Source organism: Amycolatopsis sp. NBC_01307, assembly GCF_035975215.1.
Lineage (GTDB): Bacteria > Actinomycetota > Actinomycetes > Mycobacteriales > Pseudonocardiaceae > Amycolatopsis.
In genome coordinates, this window is record NZ_CP108403.1 from 161,321 (window position 1) to 177,499 (window position 16,179).

Sequence of the window (16,179 nt, forward strand, 5' to 3'; positions counted from 1 at the left end):
ATGGCCTTTCCGCACCGGGATTCCGTCCAGCGCGCAGTCGACCTCCTCGCCGTGCTGCTGCCCCCGGACACCGGCGCGGCCGACGTCGAGCGCGTCCTGCAGGCCCACGGCGAACCGGCCACGACGCTCTCACCGAGCGAACTGGCGAAGCTGCGCGAAGCAGCACGAGAACTCCGTGACGTCTTCGCAGCGTCCGACGTCACCGAAGCGGCTTCGACGCTCAACCGCCTCTTCGCGCGCTACGCGGGCCCGCCGCGCCTGACGGACCACGAGGACGGCTACGGCTGGCACCTGCACCTCGACGCGGCCGACGACGGCCCGTGGGACCGCTGGCTGGTGACGTCGTCGGCGCTGGGCCTGGCGACGCTGCTCGCGGACCGCCAAGGCCCGCCGGGCGGGCTGTGCGCGTCGCCGTCGTGCGGTAAACCGTTCGCCCACCTGGGCGGCGGCAGCCCGAAGCGCTACTGCTCACCCCGCTGCGCAACGCGCGAGCGCGTCGCCGCCCACCGCGCCGGCCGGCACCCCGGAAAGCCGTGAAGGCCTCCTTCCCGGCCATAAGAGCCGGTAAGGAGGCCTTCACGGACCAAAGGACTCAGCCGTTGTTCTTGTCGCGCCAGGCGATCCACGACTTGAGCAGGCCCAGGTCGTAGTCCGGGCCGCCCACGCCGACGGTGAACGTCGAGACGCCCAGGCTCAGCAGCTTCGGGCCCAGCTCGTCCGGCTCACCCTGGACACCGCACGAGCGCTCGATCTCGGCCGGGTCGCGGCCGACGTCGGCGCAGTGCTGGTCGAGGATCTTGACCTTGCGCTCGACGACCTCCGGGTCGCCGAAGCCGTGCCAGATGTCGCCGTGCTTGGCGACCAGCTTCAGGGTCTTCTTCTCGCCGCCACCGCCGATGAGCACCGGGATCTTGCGCGTCGGCGCCGGGTTCAGCTTGCCGAAGCGGGCCTCGATGCGCGGGAGCGACTCCGCCAGGTTGTCGAGGCGGCCGCCGGCGGTGCCGAACTCGTAGCCGTACTCGTCGTAGTCCTTCTCGAACCAGCCGGAGCCGATGCCGAGGATGAGCCGCCCGCCGGAGATGTGGTCGACGGTGCGGGCCATGTCGGCCAGCAGCTCGGGGTTGCGGTAGCTGTTGCAGGTCACGAGCGCGCCGATCTCCACGCGCGACGTCGACTCCGCCCAGGCGCCGAGCATGGTCCAGCACTCGAAGTGCTGACCCTCGGGCTCGCCGTAGAGGGGGTAGAAGTGGTCCCAGTTGAAGACGATGTCGGCGCCGAGCTCTTCGGCGGCGGACGCGGTGCGCCGGATGGTGTCGTAGTCGGCGTGCTGCGGCTGGAGCTGCAGCCCGATCCGGATCGGTCGCTTTGCTGCTGAGGTCATGATCGCAGCCTACGACCGGCCCCGAGGGTCCCGCGCGCCCAGACCGCGGCGAACGCGGGCAGCGCGACCGCCAGCCGGCGCGTCTTCGGCACCACCGCCCGCCGCGTGAGGACGTCGTGGTCCAGTGCGGCGATCTCGTCCAGGATGCCCTCGTACAGCGTCAGCGCCGTCCGCACGCACGGCCGGGATTCCGGGCGCAGCAACGGAACCCCGGCTTCGGCCCGCCGGTACACCGCGCGCGTCCTGGCCACGAAGTACGCCATCGCCGCGCGGATCCGCGGGTCCGGGCGGCGGGCTTCCAGCAGCTCACGCGAGACGCCGAAGGCGGCCAGCTCGTCGAGCGGCAGGTACAGCCGGCCGCGGTCGAGGTCCTCGCCGACGTCGCGCAGGAAGTTGGTCAGCTGGAACGCCTCGCCGAGCGCGATCGCCCCCGGCTCGGCGTCGGCCAGCGGTCCGACGGTGCCGAAGACCGGCAGCATCTGCAGCCCGATCACCGCCGCCGACCCGTACGTGTACGCACTTAGATCGGTGAACGTCGCGTACTCGACCGGCTTCAGGTCCGCCCGCATCGAGCGCAGGAACGCGTCGAACAGGTCCTGGGCGATGCCGTAGGAGTGGACCGTGTCGGACAGCGCCGCGAGCACCGGGTCGTCCGGGCTGCCGCCGGCGAAGACGTCCTCGACCATCGCTGCGACGCGGTCCAGCTCGGCCGCCGGGTCCGTGCCCGGTTCGGGGTTGTCGACCAGCTCGTCGGCCATCCGCGCGAAGCCGTACAGCGCGTGCGCGGCCGGCCGGGCGCGGGCCGGCAGCAGGCGCGTCGCGAGGAAGAACGTGCGGCCGTGGTGGGCGTTGAGCCGGCGGCACGCGGCGTAGGAGGCGCGCAGGGCCGGGTCGGTGATGCCGGCGGCGTCGAGCTCGTTCACTTCCCGGTGATCCGTTCCGCCGCGAGCCGTCCGGAGATGAGCACCGGCGGGATGCCGACGCCCGGTGTCGTGCCGCAGCCGGCCAGCACCACGTTGCCCGCCGCGCGCACCAGGTTCGCCGGCCGGAACGGGCCCGTCTGGGTGAACGTGTGCGCCAGCGAGAACGGCGTCCCGGCGGCGAGCCCGCGGGCCGCCCAGTCGGCCGGGGTGAGCGTCTCGTCGACGGTGAACTCGTCGCCGAACCCGGTCAGCCCCCGCGCTTCGAGCGTGCGAAGCAGCTCTTCGCGGTACGGCCCGCGGACGCGCGCCCAGTCGATCGGCCCGCGGTTCAGGTTCGGCGCGGGCGCCAGCACGGAGACGATCTCGCCGCCGTTCCCGGCGAGGCCCGGGTCGGTCGCCGTCGGGCGCGTGACCAGCAGTGACGGGTCGCTCATCAGCCGTCCTTCGCGGATGATCTCGGCGAATGTCCGTTCCCAGGCGGCGCCGAAGTAGATCGTGTGGTGGCCCAGGTCCCACGCCTTCGTGGTCCGCCCGTGCAGGACGACGGCGGACGGCGAGTAGCGCAATGGCACCGGCCGCTTCGGCCGGGCGCCGATGAGCCGGTAGGCCGTGCTCAGCTCGGTGGCGAGGACGACGGCGTCGCACGGGATCCGCTCGCCCGAACGCGTGCGGACCGCGCGCACCCGGGACGAGACGCGCTCGAGCCACGCCGCTTCGGTGCCGAACCGCACGTCCGCGCCCGCCCGCGTCGCCGCGCCGGTCAGCGCCCGGCCGATCTCGCCCATCCCGCCTTCGGGGTAGTACACGCCGCCGACGGTGTCCATGTACGAGATGACGCCGTACGCGCCGATCGCGCGGGCCGGGTCGAGGCCCGCGTAGAGCGCCTGGAACGAGAACAGGCGCCGGACGCGCTCGTCGCGCAGGTACCGGGCGACGCGCGGGCCGAGCCGGCCGAACCCGCCGAGCGCGGCGAGTTTCACCAGCTCGGGCCGGGCGAGGTCGAGCGGCGAGTCGAAGTTCGTGCCGAGGAAGCGGTCCTTCTGCACCGCGTACAGCTCGGTCAGCCAGCGCCGCAGCGCCCGGTAGCCCGCGGCTTCGCGCGCGCCGGCGAAGGCGCGGATCTCGGCTTCCATGGCGTCGCCGTCGGTGTGCAGAGCCAGGGCGCTGCCGTCGGCGAACCGCGCCCGGTACGCCGGGTCGAGCCGGGTCAGGCGCAGGTTCTTGGCCATCGGCTCGCCGACCGCGGCGAACGCCTCGTCCAGCAGCTCGGGCATGGTCAGCACGCTCGCGCCGGTGTCCACGGCGTTGCCGCCGAACCGCTGCTGCCCGGTGCGCCCGCCCGGGGTGTCCGCCTGCTCCAGCAGCGTCACCCGCCGTCCCGCGCCGAGCAGGTGCAGGGTCGCCGACAGGCCGGCCAGCCCGGCGCCGATGACGACGACGTGGTCGGTCGGCCCCTCCACGCGCCGCACGTCAGTACGTCCGCTGGGTGGCCTTGACGACCAGCCCGGTCAGCGCGGCGGGCGCCGGCTCGGCCAGGTGCGCGCGCTCGAGCGCGGCCATCGCGGCGGTGGTCAGCTCGTCGATCCGGTGCTCGACCGCGTCGACCGCGCCGACCTGCTGCAACGCCATCCGGACGGTCTCGACGCCCTCGTCGGACAGGTCGGCGTCGCCGATCGCGTCCGCGATGACCGTGGCGGCCGCCTCCTCGCCCTTCTCGGCGGCCAGCTGCAGGCCGAGCGCGACGAGCAGGGTGCGCTTGCCCTCGCGCAGGTCGTCGCCGGCGGGCTTGCCGGTGACCGACGGGTCGCCGAAGACGCCCAGCAGGTCGTCGCGCAGCTGGAAGGCGATGCCGACCTCGCCGCCGAACTCCAGCAGCGTCTCGATCAGCTCGGGGGACGCTCCACCCAGCGCCGCGCCCAGGTGCAGCGGCCGCTGCACGGTGTAGGCGGCCGTCTTGAGCCGGTCGATCTTCAGCGCGGCCTCGGGGGAGGCGTCGCCGGTGGCCTGCGTGCGGACGTCGAGGTACTGCCCGGCGAGCACCTCGGTGCGCATCGCGCGCCAGGCCGGCCGCGCCGCGGCGAGCGTCTCGGCGGGCAGCGGGGCGTCGGCGAACATGTCGTCGGCCCAGGCCAGCGCCAGGTCGCCGACCAGCACCGCGGTGGCCAGGCCGAACGTCGCGGGGGAGCCGAGCCAGCCGCGGTCGGCGTGCAGCTTCGCGCCCGCGATGTGCACGGTCGGGAACCCGCGGCGGGAGTCGGAGGAGTCGATCAGGTCGTCGTGGATCAGCGCGCACGCCTGGATCAGCTCCAGGCTGGACACCGCCTGCAGCACGCCCTCGGCGTCCGGCCCGGCCGGGTCGCCGCCCGCGCCGCGCCAGCCCCACCACGCGAACGTGGGCCGCAAACGTTTGCCACCCGTCAGCACGAACCCGCTGAGCGCCTCGATCCCGGCGGCCACCGTCGGCTCGGTCTCGATGATCCGCTCGCCCGCCCGGCCGAGGAACCCGGCCAGCGCGCGCTCGACGTTGGCGGGCAGATCGACGTCGGAGACGGGCACGTTCATGCCCTCATCCTCGCCGAACCCGGCCGCGGCCGGGCCGCCGGGGCGCCCGGATGTGGTGAATCAGACTCTCGTCGCGGGCGGCGCCCAGAACGGGCCCGTGAGCCCGGCTTCGGCGAAGTACGCGACGGCGCTACCGGGCTCGCGCCGCCGGTAGCCGCGCTCCAGCCGCCCCGCGTACCAGCCGCGGGCGAGCCGCCAGAGCGTCCCGAGGTCCAGCACGTCCCCCTTGGCCTGCCCGGTCGCGGTGAGCCATTCGTCCACACAGGACTCGTCGCAGAACAGCCGCTGGTGCTCGCAGGTGTGCAGCACGTCGTCCCACATCCGCGCGGCGGGCACGAGGAAGTGCGCCACCTGGGAGCCCGCCGGCGGCTCGGCGCGGCCGACGACCAGCGCGTGCGGCTGCTCGCAGCCGGGGCACCGGGTCGCGACCAGCACCTCCGGCTCGTCGTCGACGAGGTGGGGGATGGCGAACGAGTCCCAGGCGCAGCCGCCCCACCACAGCGTGCGCGCGCCCATCACGGAGAAGCCGAGCGACTTCGCGGCGAACGGGTGCGCCAGCACGACGTGCTCGGACTCGTCGAGCACCAGGTGGTGGGCGTCGGCGAGGCGGTGCAGCGCCTGCTTGGCCACGGCGAGCGACCCGCCCGCGGCGTCGGCCAGCTCCGGCGCCGTCGGCGCGCGGCCATGGGCGGCGAAGGCGCGGTAGACGGCCAGGCGCACGTCTTCGTCCCAGCTCGCGTCGTCCCTCATCGCTCGCTCCCCACGGTGGCTGCCCAGTCTAGTCGGGCCGCCCGCACGAACCACACTCGAAAACCACTCGACTCTCCGTCTCGGAAAGCGGACGGGGGCTCCCGGATGTCGGGCACTGGCCCTTAACATTCGGGTATGACGTCGGTGATCGAGCGGTTGCGAGGAGACGGGCCGAAGTTCTCCATCGAGTTCTTCCCACCCCGGGACACGGCGGACGAGGCCGTCCTGTGGAAGGCCGTCCGGGAGCTCGAGCCGTACGACCCGGCCTACATGTCGATCACCTACGGGGCCGGCGGCTCCAACCGCGACGGCACGATCCGCAGCATCGCCCGCGTCGCGACCGAGACGACGCTGGTGCCGATGGCGCACCTGACCGCCGTCAACCACTCCGTCGCCGAGCTGCGCAACGTGATCGGCTGGTACGCCTCGGTCGGCGTCCGCAACATCCTCGCGCTGCGCGGCGACCCGCCCGGCGACGTCTACGGCGAGTGGACCCCGCACCCCGAGGGCCTGAACTACGCCGAGGAGCTGGTCCAGCTCGTGCGGGAGCTGGGCGACTTCTGCGTCGGCGTCTCGGCGTCCACCTACGGCCACCCCCGCTCGCCCGACCTCGAAACGGACACGAAGTACCTGGTCCGCAAGCTGCGCGCGGGCGCCGATTTCGCGATCGCGCAGCTGTTCCACGACGCCGAGGACTTCCTGCGCCTGCGCGACCGTGTCGCGGCGACCGGCTGCGACGTCCCGGTGCTGCCCGGCGTGATGCCGCTGACGACGCTGCGGACCCTGCAGACGACGATCAAGCTGTCCGGCGCGCCGGCCCCGGCGAAGCTGCTCGACCGGCTCGAACCCCTCGCCGACGACCCCAAGGCGTTCCGCGCCGCGGGCATCGACGTGATCACCGAGCTGTGCGAGAAGCTGATCGCCGAGGGCGTGCCGAACCTGCACTTCTACACCTTCAACCGGTCGAAGGCGACACGCGAGGTGATCGCGCGGCTGGGCTTGGTGCCGGCCCGCACTTAAGTCCGTACCGCACCCCCTCAGTGGACCGGTAGCGTGCGGCGCATGGCTTCTTCTTCCGATGGCGTGCACGGGATCTGCGACCGCTACGTCGACGACTACGCGGCCGCCGACCCGGTCGCCGCGACCTCCTTCGGCATCATCGGCCACGATCACCGGCTGACCGACTACTCGCCCGCCGGGTTCGACGAGCGCGCCGAGCTGGCCGCGCGGGCGCACGCCGCGGTGACCGCGGCCGAGCCCGCCGACGCCGGCGAGCGGTCCGCGAAGGCCGTGTTCACCGAGCGGATCGGGCTCGAGCTGGAGATCCACGAAGCCGGCCTCGACGTCGCGCAGCTCAACGTGATCTCCAGCCCCGTCCAGGAACTGCGGATGGCCTTCGACCTGATGCCGGTGGACACCGAGGCCGACTGGTCGGTCGTCGCGACGCGGATCGGCGAGGTGCCGAAGGCGCTGGCCGGGATCCGCACGGGCCTGCTGGCCGGGTCCGACGCGGGCCACGTCGCGGCGCTGCGTCAGGTCGCGAAGGTCGCGGAGCAGTGCGAGACGTGGGCCGGACTGAAGGAAGAGAAGGGCTTCTTCAGCGAGCTCGTCGGCGGCGCGGAGAAGCAGGGCGACGCGCTCAAGACCGACCTCACGCGCGGTGCGCGGGCCGCCGAAGAGGCGTTCGCGGAGTTCGCCGGGTTCCTGCGCGCCGAGCTGGCGCCCAAGGCCCCGGGCAAGGACGCCGTCGGCGAGGACGTCTACCGCCTGTGGTCGCGGTACTTCGTCGGCGCGGCGCTCGACCTGCGCGAGGCCTACGAGTGGGGCTGGGCGGAGTTCGCCCGCATCGAGGCCGAGATGCGCACCGTCGCGAACCGCGTCAAGGCCGGCGCCACCCCGGCGGAGGCGGCGGCGCAGCTCGACGCCGACCCGCGCTACCGCGTCCAGGGGCGCGCCGAGTTCGAGGCGTGGATGCAGCGGCTCTCGGACGACGCGCTGAAGTCGTTGCGCGGCAAGCACTTCGACATCTCGGACCGGGTGATGGCGCTGGAGTGCCTGATCGCCCCGCCGGGTGGCGGCGTCGGCGCGTACTACACCGGCCCGAGCGAGGACTTCGGTCGGCCGGGCCGCATGTGGTGGTCACTGCCGCCGGGCCGCGACGAGTTCATCACCTGGCGCGAGACGAGCACGGTCTACCACGAGGGCGCGCCGGGCCACCACCTCCAGATCGCGACGGCGGTCGACAAGTCGGACGCGCTGAACAAGTACCAGCGGATGATGGCGTTCACGTCGGGCCACGCGGAGGGCTGGGCGCTGTACTCCGAGCGCCTGATGCAGGACCTCGGCTACCTCTCCGACGACGGCGACCTGCTGGGCATGCTGTCCGAGCAGCTGTTCCGCGCCGCGCGCGTGATCATCGACCTGGGCATGCACCTGGAGCTGGAGATCCCGGCGGGCACCGGCTTCCACGAGGGGGAGCGCTGGACCCCGGACCTGGGCCTGGAGTTCATGCTGACCCGCACGATCACCGACCCGGCCCACGTCCGCGACGAGATCGACCGCTACCTGGGCTGGCCGGGCCAGGCCCCGTCGTACAAGATCGGCGAGCGCCTCTGGCTGGCGGCCCGCGAGGACGCCCGGGCCCGCGCGGGAGCGTCGTTCGACATCAAGCGCTTCCACACCCAGGCCTTGGACATGGGCGGCATGGGCCTGGACACACTGCGGGACCAGCTGGCCCAGCTGGACTGACGGCCGACCGCCCCCTCCGGAACCGAGCCCCCGCCCATCCGGAACCGAGCCCCCGCCCCTCCGGAACCGAGCCCCCGCCCATCCCTGGGGGGCGTCCCACGTCCAGTTTATCGGGCCTGGCTGACGATCCCGCCCGGAAAGCCCTTCCCGGGCCCGCTTGTCCACAACAAGGCACCCCTGTGGACAAGCGGGCCCTAAAACCCGTCGCGTCCGCCACGACGTCCCCGCTAATGTCGGCTCTGTGCATCGGATCCTGTTCGCCACCCCGCCGCCCCGCGCCTGAGCGGGGTGGTCTTCGCCGCGTGACCCGCGGCTTCTTCGTGGTGCTCTGAAGCAGATCGCCCCGCGTCGTCGATTCCGATTCCTTCGACGCAGGAGCGTTTTCCGATGTCCCTCGCCATACCCGTGCGCGCCCGTTCGTCGGCCGCGCTCGTCCTCGCCGGTGTCCTGTGGGGCACCGGCGGTCTCGCCGGTTCGCTGCTCGGCGCGCTCGCCGGCCTCCACCCGCTCGCCGTCGCCGCTTGGCGGCTGCTCATCGGCGGCGGCGTCGCGTGCCTGTTCGTCAAGACCCGGCCACGAGGCCGCGCCGCGATCCGGCGGCTGCTCGCCGTCGGCGGCCTGTTCGCGTTGTTCCAAGCGAGCTACTTCGCCGCCGTCGCACTCAGCTCGGTGAGCGTCGCGACGATGACCACCATCGGCGCGGCGCCCGTCGTGGTCACCGTGGCCAGGTGGCGCCGTCCCGGCCGCTGGACGCTGGTCTCCCTGGCCGGCACGCTCGCCGGCCTGGTGCTGCTCCGCTGGTCGCCGGACGTTTCGGCGTCCCTCGGCGGGCTCGCGTTCGCGCTGCTCGCGGCGGCCGGATTCGCGACGCTCACCCTGCTCACCGCGAAGCCGGTCGAAGGTCTCGACCCGCTGTCCACGACGGCGTTCGGCTGCCTGCTCGGCGGTCTGCTGCTCGCGCCGCTGGCGAGCTGGTCCGGCATGGCGTTGCCGCTGCACCCGGACGTCCTCGCGGTCGCCCTGTACCTCGGTGTGGTGCCGACGGCCCTCGCGTACGCCGCGTACCTGCGCGGCCTCGCGGACGCGCATCCCGTGCTGGGCGCGTTGTCGGCCGTGCTCGAACCGCTGACGGCGGCGATCCTGTCCGCGGTCCTGCTCGGCGAACGGCTCGCCGGCACGGCGTGGTGCGGCGCGGCCGTGCTGGTCGCGGCGCTGGCCGTCGGCTACTGGCGGCCCGAACCGAGGTGAGTTTCGGCGCTGCCCCTCAGCGCGGCTCGAGGGGATCGAGGGGCAGCGTCCGGCCCAGGATCGCGAACGGCCGCGGGTCGCCGGCGAAGTGGTAGTCGCGCAGGACGTCGACGAACCCGGTGCGGCGGTAGAGCTTCCACGCCCGGCTCGTGCCCTCCGGCGTCGACAGCAGCACGTTCGCACTCGGCACGCCGTCGAGCAGGCCGTGCAGCAGGTCCTCGCCGATCCGGTGGCCCTGGTTCTCCGGCCGGACGTGGATCTCGGTCAGCTCGAAGTAGTCCATCAGCCAGCGGTCGGCCTCGGCGGGCCCGGACCGGCGGCTCAGGCCGTGGCGCACCTGCTCGTGCCACCACTGCCCCGGTCGGCCGCGGTAGCCGTAGGCCAGGCCGAGCAGGACGTCGTCGGCGTCGAAGGCGGCCATGCAGCGCCAGCCCTCGCGCAGCGCGTGGGTCAGCCACATCGGCGCCCGCTGCTCGGCGGTGCCCGCCGGGTAGCGCATCGCCCGGACGTAGATGTCCAGCGCCTCGGGCAGGCGCGCGCGGAACTCGTCCGCGGAGAGCTGGACGTAACGGGAGCGCATCGCGGTCACAGCTGGCCATTCTCCTCCGCGCCCGCGAGCGCGCCAGTGGTCCCCCCGGTCAGGGTGACCAGATCGGCGAACGTCGTCGGGAAGACGGTCTTCGGGTGCCCGGCGGCGGCCCAGACGACGTCGTGGGCGGCCAGCGCGGTGTCGACGAGCGTGGTCAGCCGCGTCGGGTGCCCGACCGGGGCGACGCCACCGATCGGCTGCCCGGTGTGGGCCCGCACGAAGTCGGCGTCGGCCTTCCCGACGGCCTCGACGCCGGCCAGGCCGGCGAGCGTTTCCGGGTCCGCGCGGTGGGCGCCGGAGGTCAGCGCGAGCAGCGCGTGCGCGTTTTTGTCGTACCCCACGCGGAAGATGAGGCTGTTGGCGATGGCCCCCACCGGCACGCCGAGTGCCTCGGCCGCCTGGGCGGCGGTCCGGACCTCGGCGGGCAGGACGCGGATGCCTTCGGCGGCGGCGTGCTGCCCGGCTTCGGACAGTGCGGCCGCCACCTTGGCGACGGCGGGGTGGTCCAGCGAACTCATGAACCTATGAGATCACGCCGGCGGCGAGGTGTCCCGCACCACGTCCGGGGGATTCCGCCTCGGGGTTGAGCGAACGCCACGTCCGGGGTTACTCTGGAAATCGTTCGAACAGACGTTCGACATCTGGTGAGCGCGCACCGGTCAGGTGACCGGCGCGGGGCGGGGGAAGCGTCCCGCGCCGGGCACCGCCCGGGCTCACAACGCGCAGGAGGAGGGTCGTCATGTCCGTCTCGGTCGTGTCCCCCGCGGATCCCGGGCAGCCCCAGCTGCCCCTGTCGCTGCGCCCGCCCGCCTCGCCGGCGGCGGCCGGCCTGCTCGCCCAGGCGCGGCGCGGCCTCGCCGAAGCCGAGCGGGAAGCCGATCCCGCGGAGCGGTTCATCGGCGCCTACCTCGCCGCGCTGCGCGGCGCCGCGGCGGTGCTCGCCGCCCACGGCCGCCCGCACCGGGGCCGGTCGCGCCCGGCCAGCACGTGGGTCCTGCTCGACGCCGACGCCCCCGAGCTGCGGGAGTGGTCTGCCTTCTTCGCGAGCAATTCGGCCATGCGCGCCGACGCTCAGGCCGGCATCACCGGCCGGGTCACCGCGGAGGCGGCCGCGGCCCTGGTGCGCGCCGCCGAGCCGTTCCTGGAGCTGGTCCGCCGTCTCGTGCACGGCCTGCCGATCGCGGAGGACGCCCATGTCGCGTGAGCACGGCCTGATCGACCAAGGGCGGCTGCTCACGGCGTTGGGGATCGAAGGCGGAATACTGGTCGACACGGTGCGCGCGGCGCCGCTCGAGGCGCCGGTGCCCGCGTGCCCGGGCTGGTCGCTCGGCGAGGTGGCCCGGCACGTCGGCAGCCGCTACCGGATGGTCCGGCGCCGGCTGGCCGAAGGGCGCGTCCCGGACGAGTGGCCGCGGGACCCCGCGCCCGGCCAGGGCCTGGCGGACTACCTGGAGACCGGGCTGGCCGAACTGCTCGACGAGCTGGCGGCGCACGACCCTGGGGAGCGCGCCGACACGTGGTGGCCCGCCGACCCGACGTACGGCTTCTGGCGGCGGCGGATGGTGCACGAGACCCTGGTGCACCGCGTCGACGTCGAACAGTCCGCGGGTGTGGAGCCGCGTGAGGTGCCCGAAGACCTCGCGCTCGACGGCATCGACGAAGCGTTGCTCCTCTGGTTCGGGCAGAAGCTGCCGCTGCTCGGGCTCACCGGCACGAAAGCGGGCTCGGTCGGAGTGCTGGCGGGCGGCCACAGCTGGATCGCCCGGGCCGGTCCGGAGGTGACGCAGGCCTGGCACTGCCCGGCCGAGGAGGCCGAGGCCGCGGACGACGTCGTCACGGCCGAACCGGAGCGGATCTACCTGTGGCTCTGGGGCCGGGCGTCCTTGACCTCGGTGACCGTGCGAGGAGTGCACGACCAGGCGGCGCAGCTCTGGGCGTTGCTGCGGCTCGCGACCCGATGACCCGGCCGGTGGGGAAGCCGAACCGGAACTGTCGGTGGTGCGGGCTAGCGTGCGGCGCATGAGCACTCGCCTGGTCAACCTGGTGATCGACGCGGCGCGGCCGAGGGTCCTGGCGGACTTCTGGGCCGCGCTGCTCGGCTGGCGCGTCGCCGGGGAACTGCCGGACGAGGTCGACGTCCGCGCCCCGGAGACCGACGGCTGGGACCTGGACCTGGTGTTCGTCCCGGTGCCGGAAGCCAAGGTGGTCAAGAACCGCATCCACCTCGACCTGGCGAGCCGGACGCCCGCGCACCAGGAGGAGCTGGTCGCGCGCGCCCTGGAGCTGGGTGCCCGGCGCGTCGACATCGGGCAGGGCGCGGTGCCGTGGGTGGTGCTGGCGGATCCGGAGGGCAACGAGTTCTGCGTCCTGGAGCCGCGCGAGCAGTACGCGGACACCGGCGCGGTGGCGTCGATCCTGGTCGACGCCTGGTCCCCGCCGCGGCTGGCGGACTTCTGGGCGGGCATCACGGGCTGGGAGGTCCGGGCCGGCCAGGGTGACGTCATCGTGGGCCTGCGCGCGCCGTCGGGCCGCGGGCCGTGGCTGGAGTTCCTGCGCAACGAGGACGCGAAGCGCGTGAAGAACCGGGTGCACCTGGACATCGCACCCCCAGCGGGCACCGACCACGCGGCGGCGGTGTCGGAGGTCCTGGTGGCGGGCGCGGCCCCGGCGGACCGCGAAGGCGTCCGGGTGCCGTGGCGCGTGCTGACCGACCCGGAGGGCAACGAGTTCTGCGTGCTGACCCCGCACTGACTTAGCTTGGGAGGCATGGAGAACTTCGACTGGCAGGGGCGCCGGATCGCCTGGGAGCGCGCGGGTTCCGGGCCCGCGGTGGTGTTCTGCCACGGAACGCCCTGGTCGTCCTGGCTGTGGCGGCCCTTCGCCGAAGCCTTGAGCGGCGACTTCACGGTGTACCTCTGGGACATGCCGGGCTACGGCCGGTCGTCGAAGGACCCGTCCCACGCCGTCGACTTCGGCGTCCAGACGGAGGCGTTCACCGCCCTGCTCACCCACTGGGGCCTGGAGCGTCCGCACGTCGTGGCCCACGACTACGGCGGCGCGGTGTCGCTGCGCGCCCACCTGTTCCACGACGTCCCGTACGCGTCGCTGCTGCTGGCCGACGCGGTGGCGATCCCGCCGTCGGGTTCGCCGTTCTTCCAGCTGGTCAAGCAGCACCCGGACGTGCTGGCCCAGGTGCCGCCGTACATCCACGAGGCGCTGGTCAGGGCGTACATCGGCAACGCGGCGTTCCACCAGCTGCGAGAGGCGGACCTGGCCGCACTGGTAGCCCCATGGCTGGGCGACGAGGGCCAGCCGGCGCTCTACCGCCAGATCGCCGCGTACGACGAGAGCTACCTGGCGGAGAACGAGCAGCGACTGAACCGGCTGAACCTCCCGGTGCGGGTGCTGTGGGGCACGGAGGACACGTGGATCCCGATTTCCCTGGGCGAGCGCCTCGCGGCGGCCATCCCGGGCGCAACGTTGACCCCGGTCGAAGGGGCGGGCCACCTCATCCAGCTGGACGCCCCGGTCAGGGTGGCCACCGAGCTGCGAACCTGGTTGACACAGGTGACGGCCTGAGCCCTGTGTCGCCTGGCCGCGGCCGGCTCCCGCGCCGACGGCCGAGTTGGCTGGTGCGAGCTGAGCCGGTGCTCGGCTCGACAGCCGGGCCGCCGCTGGACAGGTTTGTCGTCAGCTGGTGGCCCAGCGGTCGGTTCCCGCGCTGCCGACCGAGCCGGCTGGTGCGAGCTGAGCCGGTCCCCGGAACGGCGGTCGGGCTGACGCCGGACGGGCTTGTCCTCAGCCGACGGCCCAGCGGTTGGTAGGCCGTGCCCGTCCCCAGGTTGGCGGCGGCCGGTTCCCGCGCTGACGGCCGAGCAGGCTGGTTCGTGGTGCGAGCGAGCCGGTCCTCGGATCGGCGGTCGGGCGGCCGCTGGGCTGGCTTGTCCTCAGCTGGTGGCGCAATGGTCGGTAGGCCGTGCCTGTCCCCAGGTTGGCGGTGGGCTGCCGCTGGACTGGCTTGTGCTCGACCGGTGGCACAAGCGGTCGGCAGGTCGTCCCATCCCCGGTTGGCGGCGGAGTTGCCGCCGGCCGTACGTGTTCCCCGGTCGGCGTGCAGCGGGCTGACCGTTGCCGAGCCGGAAGTAAGCCGCCGTGGGTCGGTGCGTACCTCCGGGACCGGGGTTTCTCCCAGGTCGGCGGGCCGGTCGGGGCCGTGCCCGGCCTGGGTCCGGCGTCGTGTCGGTGGTTGCGCCGGCGGGGTGTGGGGCTTGCGTGTTTCGCCGGAGTTGCCGGGTCGCGTCGAACGCTGACCTGCGCGAAACACTCGCGTCCCGGTGAGGCAACAACCGCGGGGGACCGTGGTGGGCATGGAGACCTCTCGAGCGTTGCCCCAGCACGGTCAGCCGGCCGCCGTCGAGGAGCCGGCCGTGCCGTCCGCGTGGCGGGTGCGGGTCCGGATGCACGACCACCCGGGCACCCTGGCCCGCATCGCCATCCGGCTCGCCGACCTCGAGTGCAACATCCTCGGCCTGACCGTACTGCCGGTTCCGGGCGGCGTGCTGGACGAGATCGTGCTGCGTCCGGCGATCGGCCTGCCCCGGCGGCTCCTGGTCGACGCCATCCGCGACGAGGGCTGCGAGTGCACCGCGATCATCGACGCCGACGTCCACGAGCTGGTCGACTCGGCGTCCTCGACACTGGCCGCGGCCCGGCGCGCGATCGACGATCCGGCCCGCCTCGCCGAGGTGCTGAAGGAGGTCCTGGCCGCCGACGTCGTCACGCTCGTCCCCGCGACCGAGACCAACCCGGCCCGCACCGAGAGCGGGCACCGCGCGGTGTTCGCGCTCGGCGCCGACACCGCGCTGGTCGCGCGCCGCCAGTGGGCGCCGTTCGTGCAGCTCGAGCTCACCCGCGCCGAGTCGCTCGTCACTCTGCTCACCGCGGCGGCCCGGAACGTCGCGGGCCCGGTGGTCCTCGACCGCCCGGACGGCGCGGCGATCGTCCTGCGCAAGGGCCTCCCCGGCGACGCCGACGCGGTGTCCGAACTGCACCGTCGCTGCTCGATGGCGACGCTGTTCCGCCGCTACCACACGGGGGTGCGGACGGTGCCGCGCCGCTGGCTGCACCGCCTGCTGATGCCCCCGCGCGGCACGAGCGTGCTGGCCGTCTTCGGCCGGGAGGTGATCGGCCTGGCCCAGCTCATCCCGTCCGCGGCGGGCGGTGCCGAGATCTCCCTGCTGGTCGAGGACGACTGGCAGCGCCAGGGCATCGGCACGGCCCTGCTGGCCCGGCTCGCGGTCATGGCCGAGGCCCAGGGCATCACGGAGCTGACCGCCGACTGCCTCGCCGGCGACGACGTCCTGCCCCGCACCGCCGCCCGAGCCGGACTGCGCACCGAGCGCGGCTCGGAGGACGGGGCCAAGCTCAGGTTGTTCCTGCCGGCTTGAGCGCGGTCAGCGCTTCCAGAACCAGTCCTTGTCCCGCGCTTCGCGCAGAGCGGTCTTCTTGCGCTCGGTCGTGAGCCGGTCGAGGTAGAGCACGCCGTCGAGATGGTCGGTCTCGTGCTGCAGGCACTGCGCCAGCACTTCTTCGCCCTCCACCTCGATCGGCTCGTTGTGCACGTCCACGCCGCGAACCTTGGCGTGCACCGCCCGCTCGGTGGGGAACCACAGTTCCGGCACCGAAAGGCAGCCCTCGTTGATCTCGTGCGTCTCTTCGGACAGCTCGACGATCTCGGGGTTGATGACGTACCCGGTGAGCCCGGCGACGTCGTAGCTGAAGATCCGCAGCCCGACGCCGATCTGCGGCGCGGCCAGCCCGGCCCGCCCGTCGGGTTTCACGGAGTCGACCAGGTCCCGCACGAGCGCCTCGAGCTTCTCGTCGAAAACCGTGACCGGATCGCAGGCGGACTTGAGGATCGGGTCCCCGAAATAGCGCAGCTCGCGCATGGCCATGAGCAGAACATCCTTCGTGCGGTG

General features: G+C 73.4%; 17 protein-coding genes. 9 read left to right on the plus strand and 8 right to left on the minus strand.

What is annotated here, in order from left to right; genetic code table 11:
• On the plus strand, positions 1-537 hold the full coding sequence (locus OG439_RS00820; RefSeq protein WP_326947425.1) for a CGNR zinc finger domain-containing protein: 537 nt from the start codon (positions 1-3) through the stop codon (positions 535-537).
• Between the two features lie 55 nt (positions 538-592).
• Here the strand turns inward: OG439_RS00820 and OG439_RS00825 are convergent, their stop codons facing one another.
• The 5 genes from OG439_RS00825 to merB are packed head-to-tail and all read right to left on the minus strand — an operon-like array spanning position 593 to position 5,616.
• Entirely contained in the window at positions 593-1,381 is a 789-nt protein-coding gene (locus OG439_RS00825) for an LLM class F420-dependent oxidoreductase (protein ID WP_326947426.1), read from the minus strand.
• Entirely contained in the window at positions 1,378-2,304 is a 927-nt protein-coding gene (locus tag OG439_RS00830; RefSeq protein ID WP_326947427.1) for a phytoene/squalene synthase family protein, read from the minus strand. The genes OG439_RS00825 and OG439_RS00830 overlap by 4 nt, the downstream gene beginning before the upstream one ends.
• A complete protein-coding gene (gene crtI, locus OG439_RS00835; RefSeq protein ID WP_326947428.1) occupies positions 2,301-3,773 on the minus strand; it encodes a phytoene desaturase family protein in 1,473 nt (490 codons plus the stop codon). Before crtI ends, OG439_RS00830 begins: the two co-directional genes overlap by 4 nt.
• 1 nt (position 3,774) lies before the next feature.
• The gene (locus tag OG439_RS00840) at positions 3,775-4,866 is read right to left on the minus strand and encodes a polyprenyl synthetase family protein (RefSeq protein ID WP_326947429.1); all 1,092 of its coding nucleotides are present in this window, start codon (positions 4,864-4,866) and stop codon (positions 3,775-3,777) included.
• 60 nt (positions 4,867-4,926) lie between these two features.
• On the minus strand, positions 4,927-5,616 hold the full coding sequence (merB, locus tag OG439_RS00845; protein WP_326947430.1) for an organomercurial lyase: 690 nt from the start codon (positions 5,614-5,616) through the stop codon (positions 4,927-4,929).
• Positions 5,617-5,751: 135 nt separating this feature from the next.
• Between merB and OG439_RS00850 the strand changes: the two genes are divergently transcribed.
• The 3 genes from OG439_RS00850 (at position 5,752) to OG439_RS00860 (ending at position 9,612) form a co-directional block, all read left to right on the plus strand.
• Positions 5,752-6,636, plus strand: coding sequence for a methylenetetrahydrofolate reductase (locus OG439_RS00850; protein WP_326947431.1), 885 nt, complete (start codon positions 5,752-5,754; stop codon positions 6,634-6,636).
• A 42-nt stretch (positions 6,637-6,678) separates the two neighbouring features.
• Positions 6,679-8,364, plus strand: coding sequence for a DUF885 domain-containing protein (locus OG439_RS00855; RefSeq protein ID WP_326947432.1), 1,686 nt, complete (start codon positions 6,679-6,681; stop codon positions 8,362-8,364).
• A 387-nt stretch (positions 8,365-8,751) separates the two neighbouring features.
• Entirely contained in the window at positions 8,752-9,612 is an 861-nt protein-coding gene (locus tag OG439_RS00860) for a DMT family transporter (protein ID WP_326947433.1), read from the plus strand.
• Positions 9,613-9,628: 16 nt separating this feature from the next.
• Here OG439_RS00860 and OG439_RS00865 read toward each other — a convergent pair whose 3' ends face one another.
• Together OG439_RS00865 and OG439_RS00870 are read right to left on the minus strand one after the other, a co-directional pair.
• Positions 9,629-10,192 carry a GNAT family N-acetyltransferase gene (locus OG439_RS00865; RefSeq protein WP_326951459.1) on the minus strand — a complete coding sequence of 188 codons (564 nt, stop codon included), beginning with the start codon at positions 10,190-10,192 and terminating at the stop codon, positions 9,629-9,631.
• A 5-nt stretch (positions 10,193-10,197) separates the two neighbouring features.
• A complete protein-coding gene (locus OG439_RS00870) occupies positions 10,198-10,719 on the minus strand; it encodes a YbaK/EbsC family protein (protein ID WP_326947434.1) in 522 nt (173 codons plus the stop codon).
• 221 nt (positions 10,720-10,940) lie between these two features.
• Between OG439_RS00870 and OG439_RS00875 the strand changes: the two genes are divergently transcribed.
• The 5 genes from OG439_RS00875 to OG439_RS00895 all read left to right on the plus strand — a co-directional run bounded on the left by OG439_RS00875 (position 10,941) and on the right by OG439_RS00895 (position 15,648).
• Entirely contained in the window at positions 10,941-11,405 is a 465-nt protein-coding gene (locus tag OG439_RS00875) for an SAV_6107 family HEPN domain-containing protein (RefSeq protein ID WP_247062955.1), read from the plus strand.
• A complete protein-coding gene (locus OG439_RS00880; protein ID WP_326947435.1) occupies positions 11,395-12,162 on the plus strand; it encodes a maleylpyruvate isomerase family mycothiol-dependent enzyme in 768 nt (255 codons plus the stop codon). The genes OG439_RS00875 and OG439_RS00880 overlap by 11 nt, the downstream gene beginning before the upstream one ends.
• 58 nt (positions 12,163-12,220) lie before the next feature.
• Positions 12,221-12,952, plus strand: a complete 732-nt coding sequence (locus OG439_RS00885) for a VOC family protein (RefSeq protein ID WP_326947436.1) — start codon at positions 12,221-12,223, stop codon at positions 12,950-12,952.
• A 15-nt stretch (positions 12,953-12,967) separates the two neighbouring features.
• Positions 12,968-13,780 carry an alpha/beta fold hydrolase gene (locus tag OG439_RS00890; RefSeq protein ID WP_326947438.1) on the plus strand — a complete coding sequence of 271 codons (813 nt, stop codon included), beginning with the start codon at positions 12,968-12,970 and terminating at the stop codon, positions 13,778-13,780.
• A gap of 788 nt (positions 13,781-14,568) precedes the next feature.
• The gene (locus OG439_RS00895; RefSeq protein WP_371827640.1) at positions 14,569-15,648 is read left to right on the plus strand and encodes a GNAT family N-acetyltransferase; all 1,080 of its coding nucleotides are present in this window, start codon (positions 14,569-14,571) and stop codon (positions 15,646-15,648) included.
• 6 nt (positions 15,649-15,654) lie between these two features.
• Here the strand turns inward: OG439_RS00895 and def are convergent, their stop codons facing one another.
• Positions 15,655-16,155, minus strand: a complete 501-nt coding sequence (def, locus tag OG439_RS00900; RefSeq protein WP_247062962.1) for a peptide deformylase — start codon at positions 16,153-16,155, stop codon at positions 15,655-15,657.
• Positions 16,156-16,179 lie beyond the last annotated feature (24 nt).

Coding starts and splice junctions, on each gene's coding strand:
- merB (WP_326947430.1), bottom strand. CDS start 5,616: ATGAGGGACGACGCGAGCTGGGACGAAGACGTGCGCCTGGCCGTCTAC.
- OG439_RS00885 (WP_326947436.1), top strand. CDS start 12,221: ATGAGCACTCGCCTGGTCAACCTGGTGATCGACGCGGCGCGGCCGAGG.
- OG439_RS00850 (WP_326947431.1), top strand. CDS start 5,752: ATGACGTCGGTGATCGAGCGGTTGCGAGGAGACGGGCCGAAGTTCTCC.
- OG439_RS00840 (WP_326947429.1), bottom strand. CDS start 4,866: ATGAACGTGCCCGTCTCCGACGTCGATCTGCCCGCCAACGTCGAGCGC.
- def (WP_247062962.1), bottom strand. CDS start 16,155: ATGGCCATGCGCGAGCTGCGCTATTTCGGGGACCCGATCCTCAAGTCC.
- OG439_RS00860 (WP_326947433.1), top strand. CDS start 8,752: ATGTCCCTCGCCATACCCGTGCGCGCCCGTTCGTCGGCCGCGCTCGTC.
- OG439_RS00825 (WP_326947426.1), bottom strand. CDS start 1,381: ATGACCTCAGCAGCAAAGCGACCGATCCGGATCGGGCTGCAGCTCCAG.
- OG439_RS00865 (WP_326951459.1), bottom strand. CDS start 10,192: ATGCGCTCCCGTTACGTCCAGCTCTCCGCGGACGAGTTCCGCGCGCGC.
- OG439_RS00890 (WP_326947438.1), top strand. CDS start 12,968: ATGGAGAACTTCGACTGGCAGGGGCGCCGGATCGCCTGGGAGCGCGCG.
- OG439_RS00880 (WP_326947435.1), top strand. CDS start 11,395: ATGTCGCGTGAGCACGGCCTGATCGACCAAGGGCGGCTGCTCACGGCG.
- OG439_RS00855 (WP_326947432.1), top strand. CDS start 6,679: ATGGCTTCTTCTTCCGATGGCGTGCACGGGATCTGCGACCGCTACGTC.
- OG439_RS00820 (WP_326947425.1), top strand. CDS start 1: ATGGCCTTTCCGCACCGGGATTCCGTCCAGCGCGCAGTCGACCTCCTC.
- OG439_RS00895 (WP_371827640.1), top strand. CDS start 14,569: ATGGAGACCTCTCGAGCGTTGCCCCAGCACGGTCAGCCGGCCGCCGTC.
- OG439_RS00870 (WP_326947434.1), bottom strand. CDS start 10,719: ATGAGTTCGCTGGACCACCCCGCCGTCGCCAAGGTGGCGGCCGCACTG.
- OG439_RS00875 (WP_247062955.1), top strand. CDS start 10,941: ATGTCCGTCTCGGTCGTGTCCCCCGCGGATCCCGGGCAGCCCCAGCTG.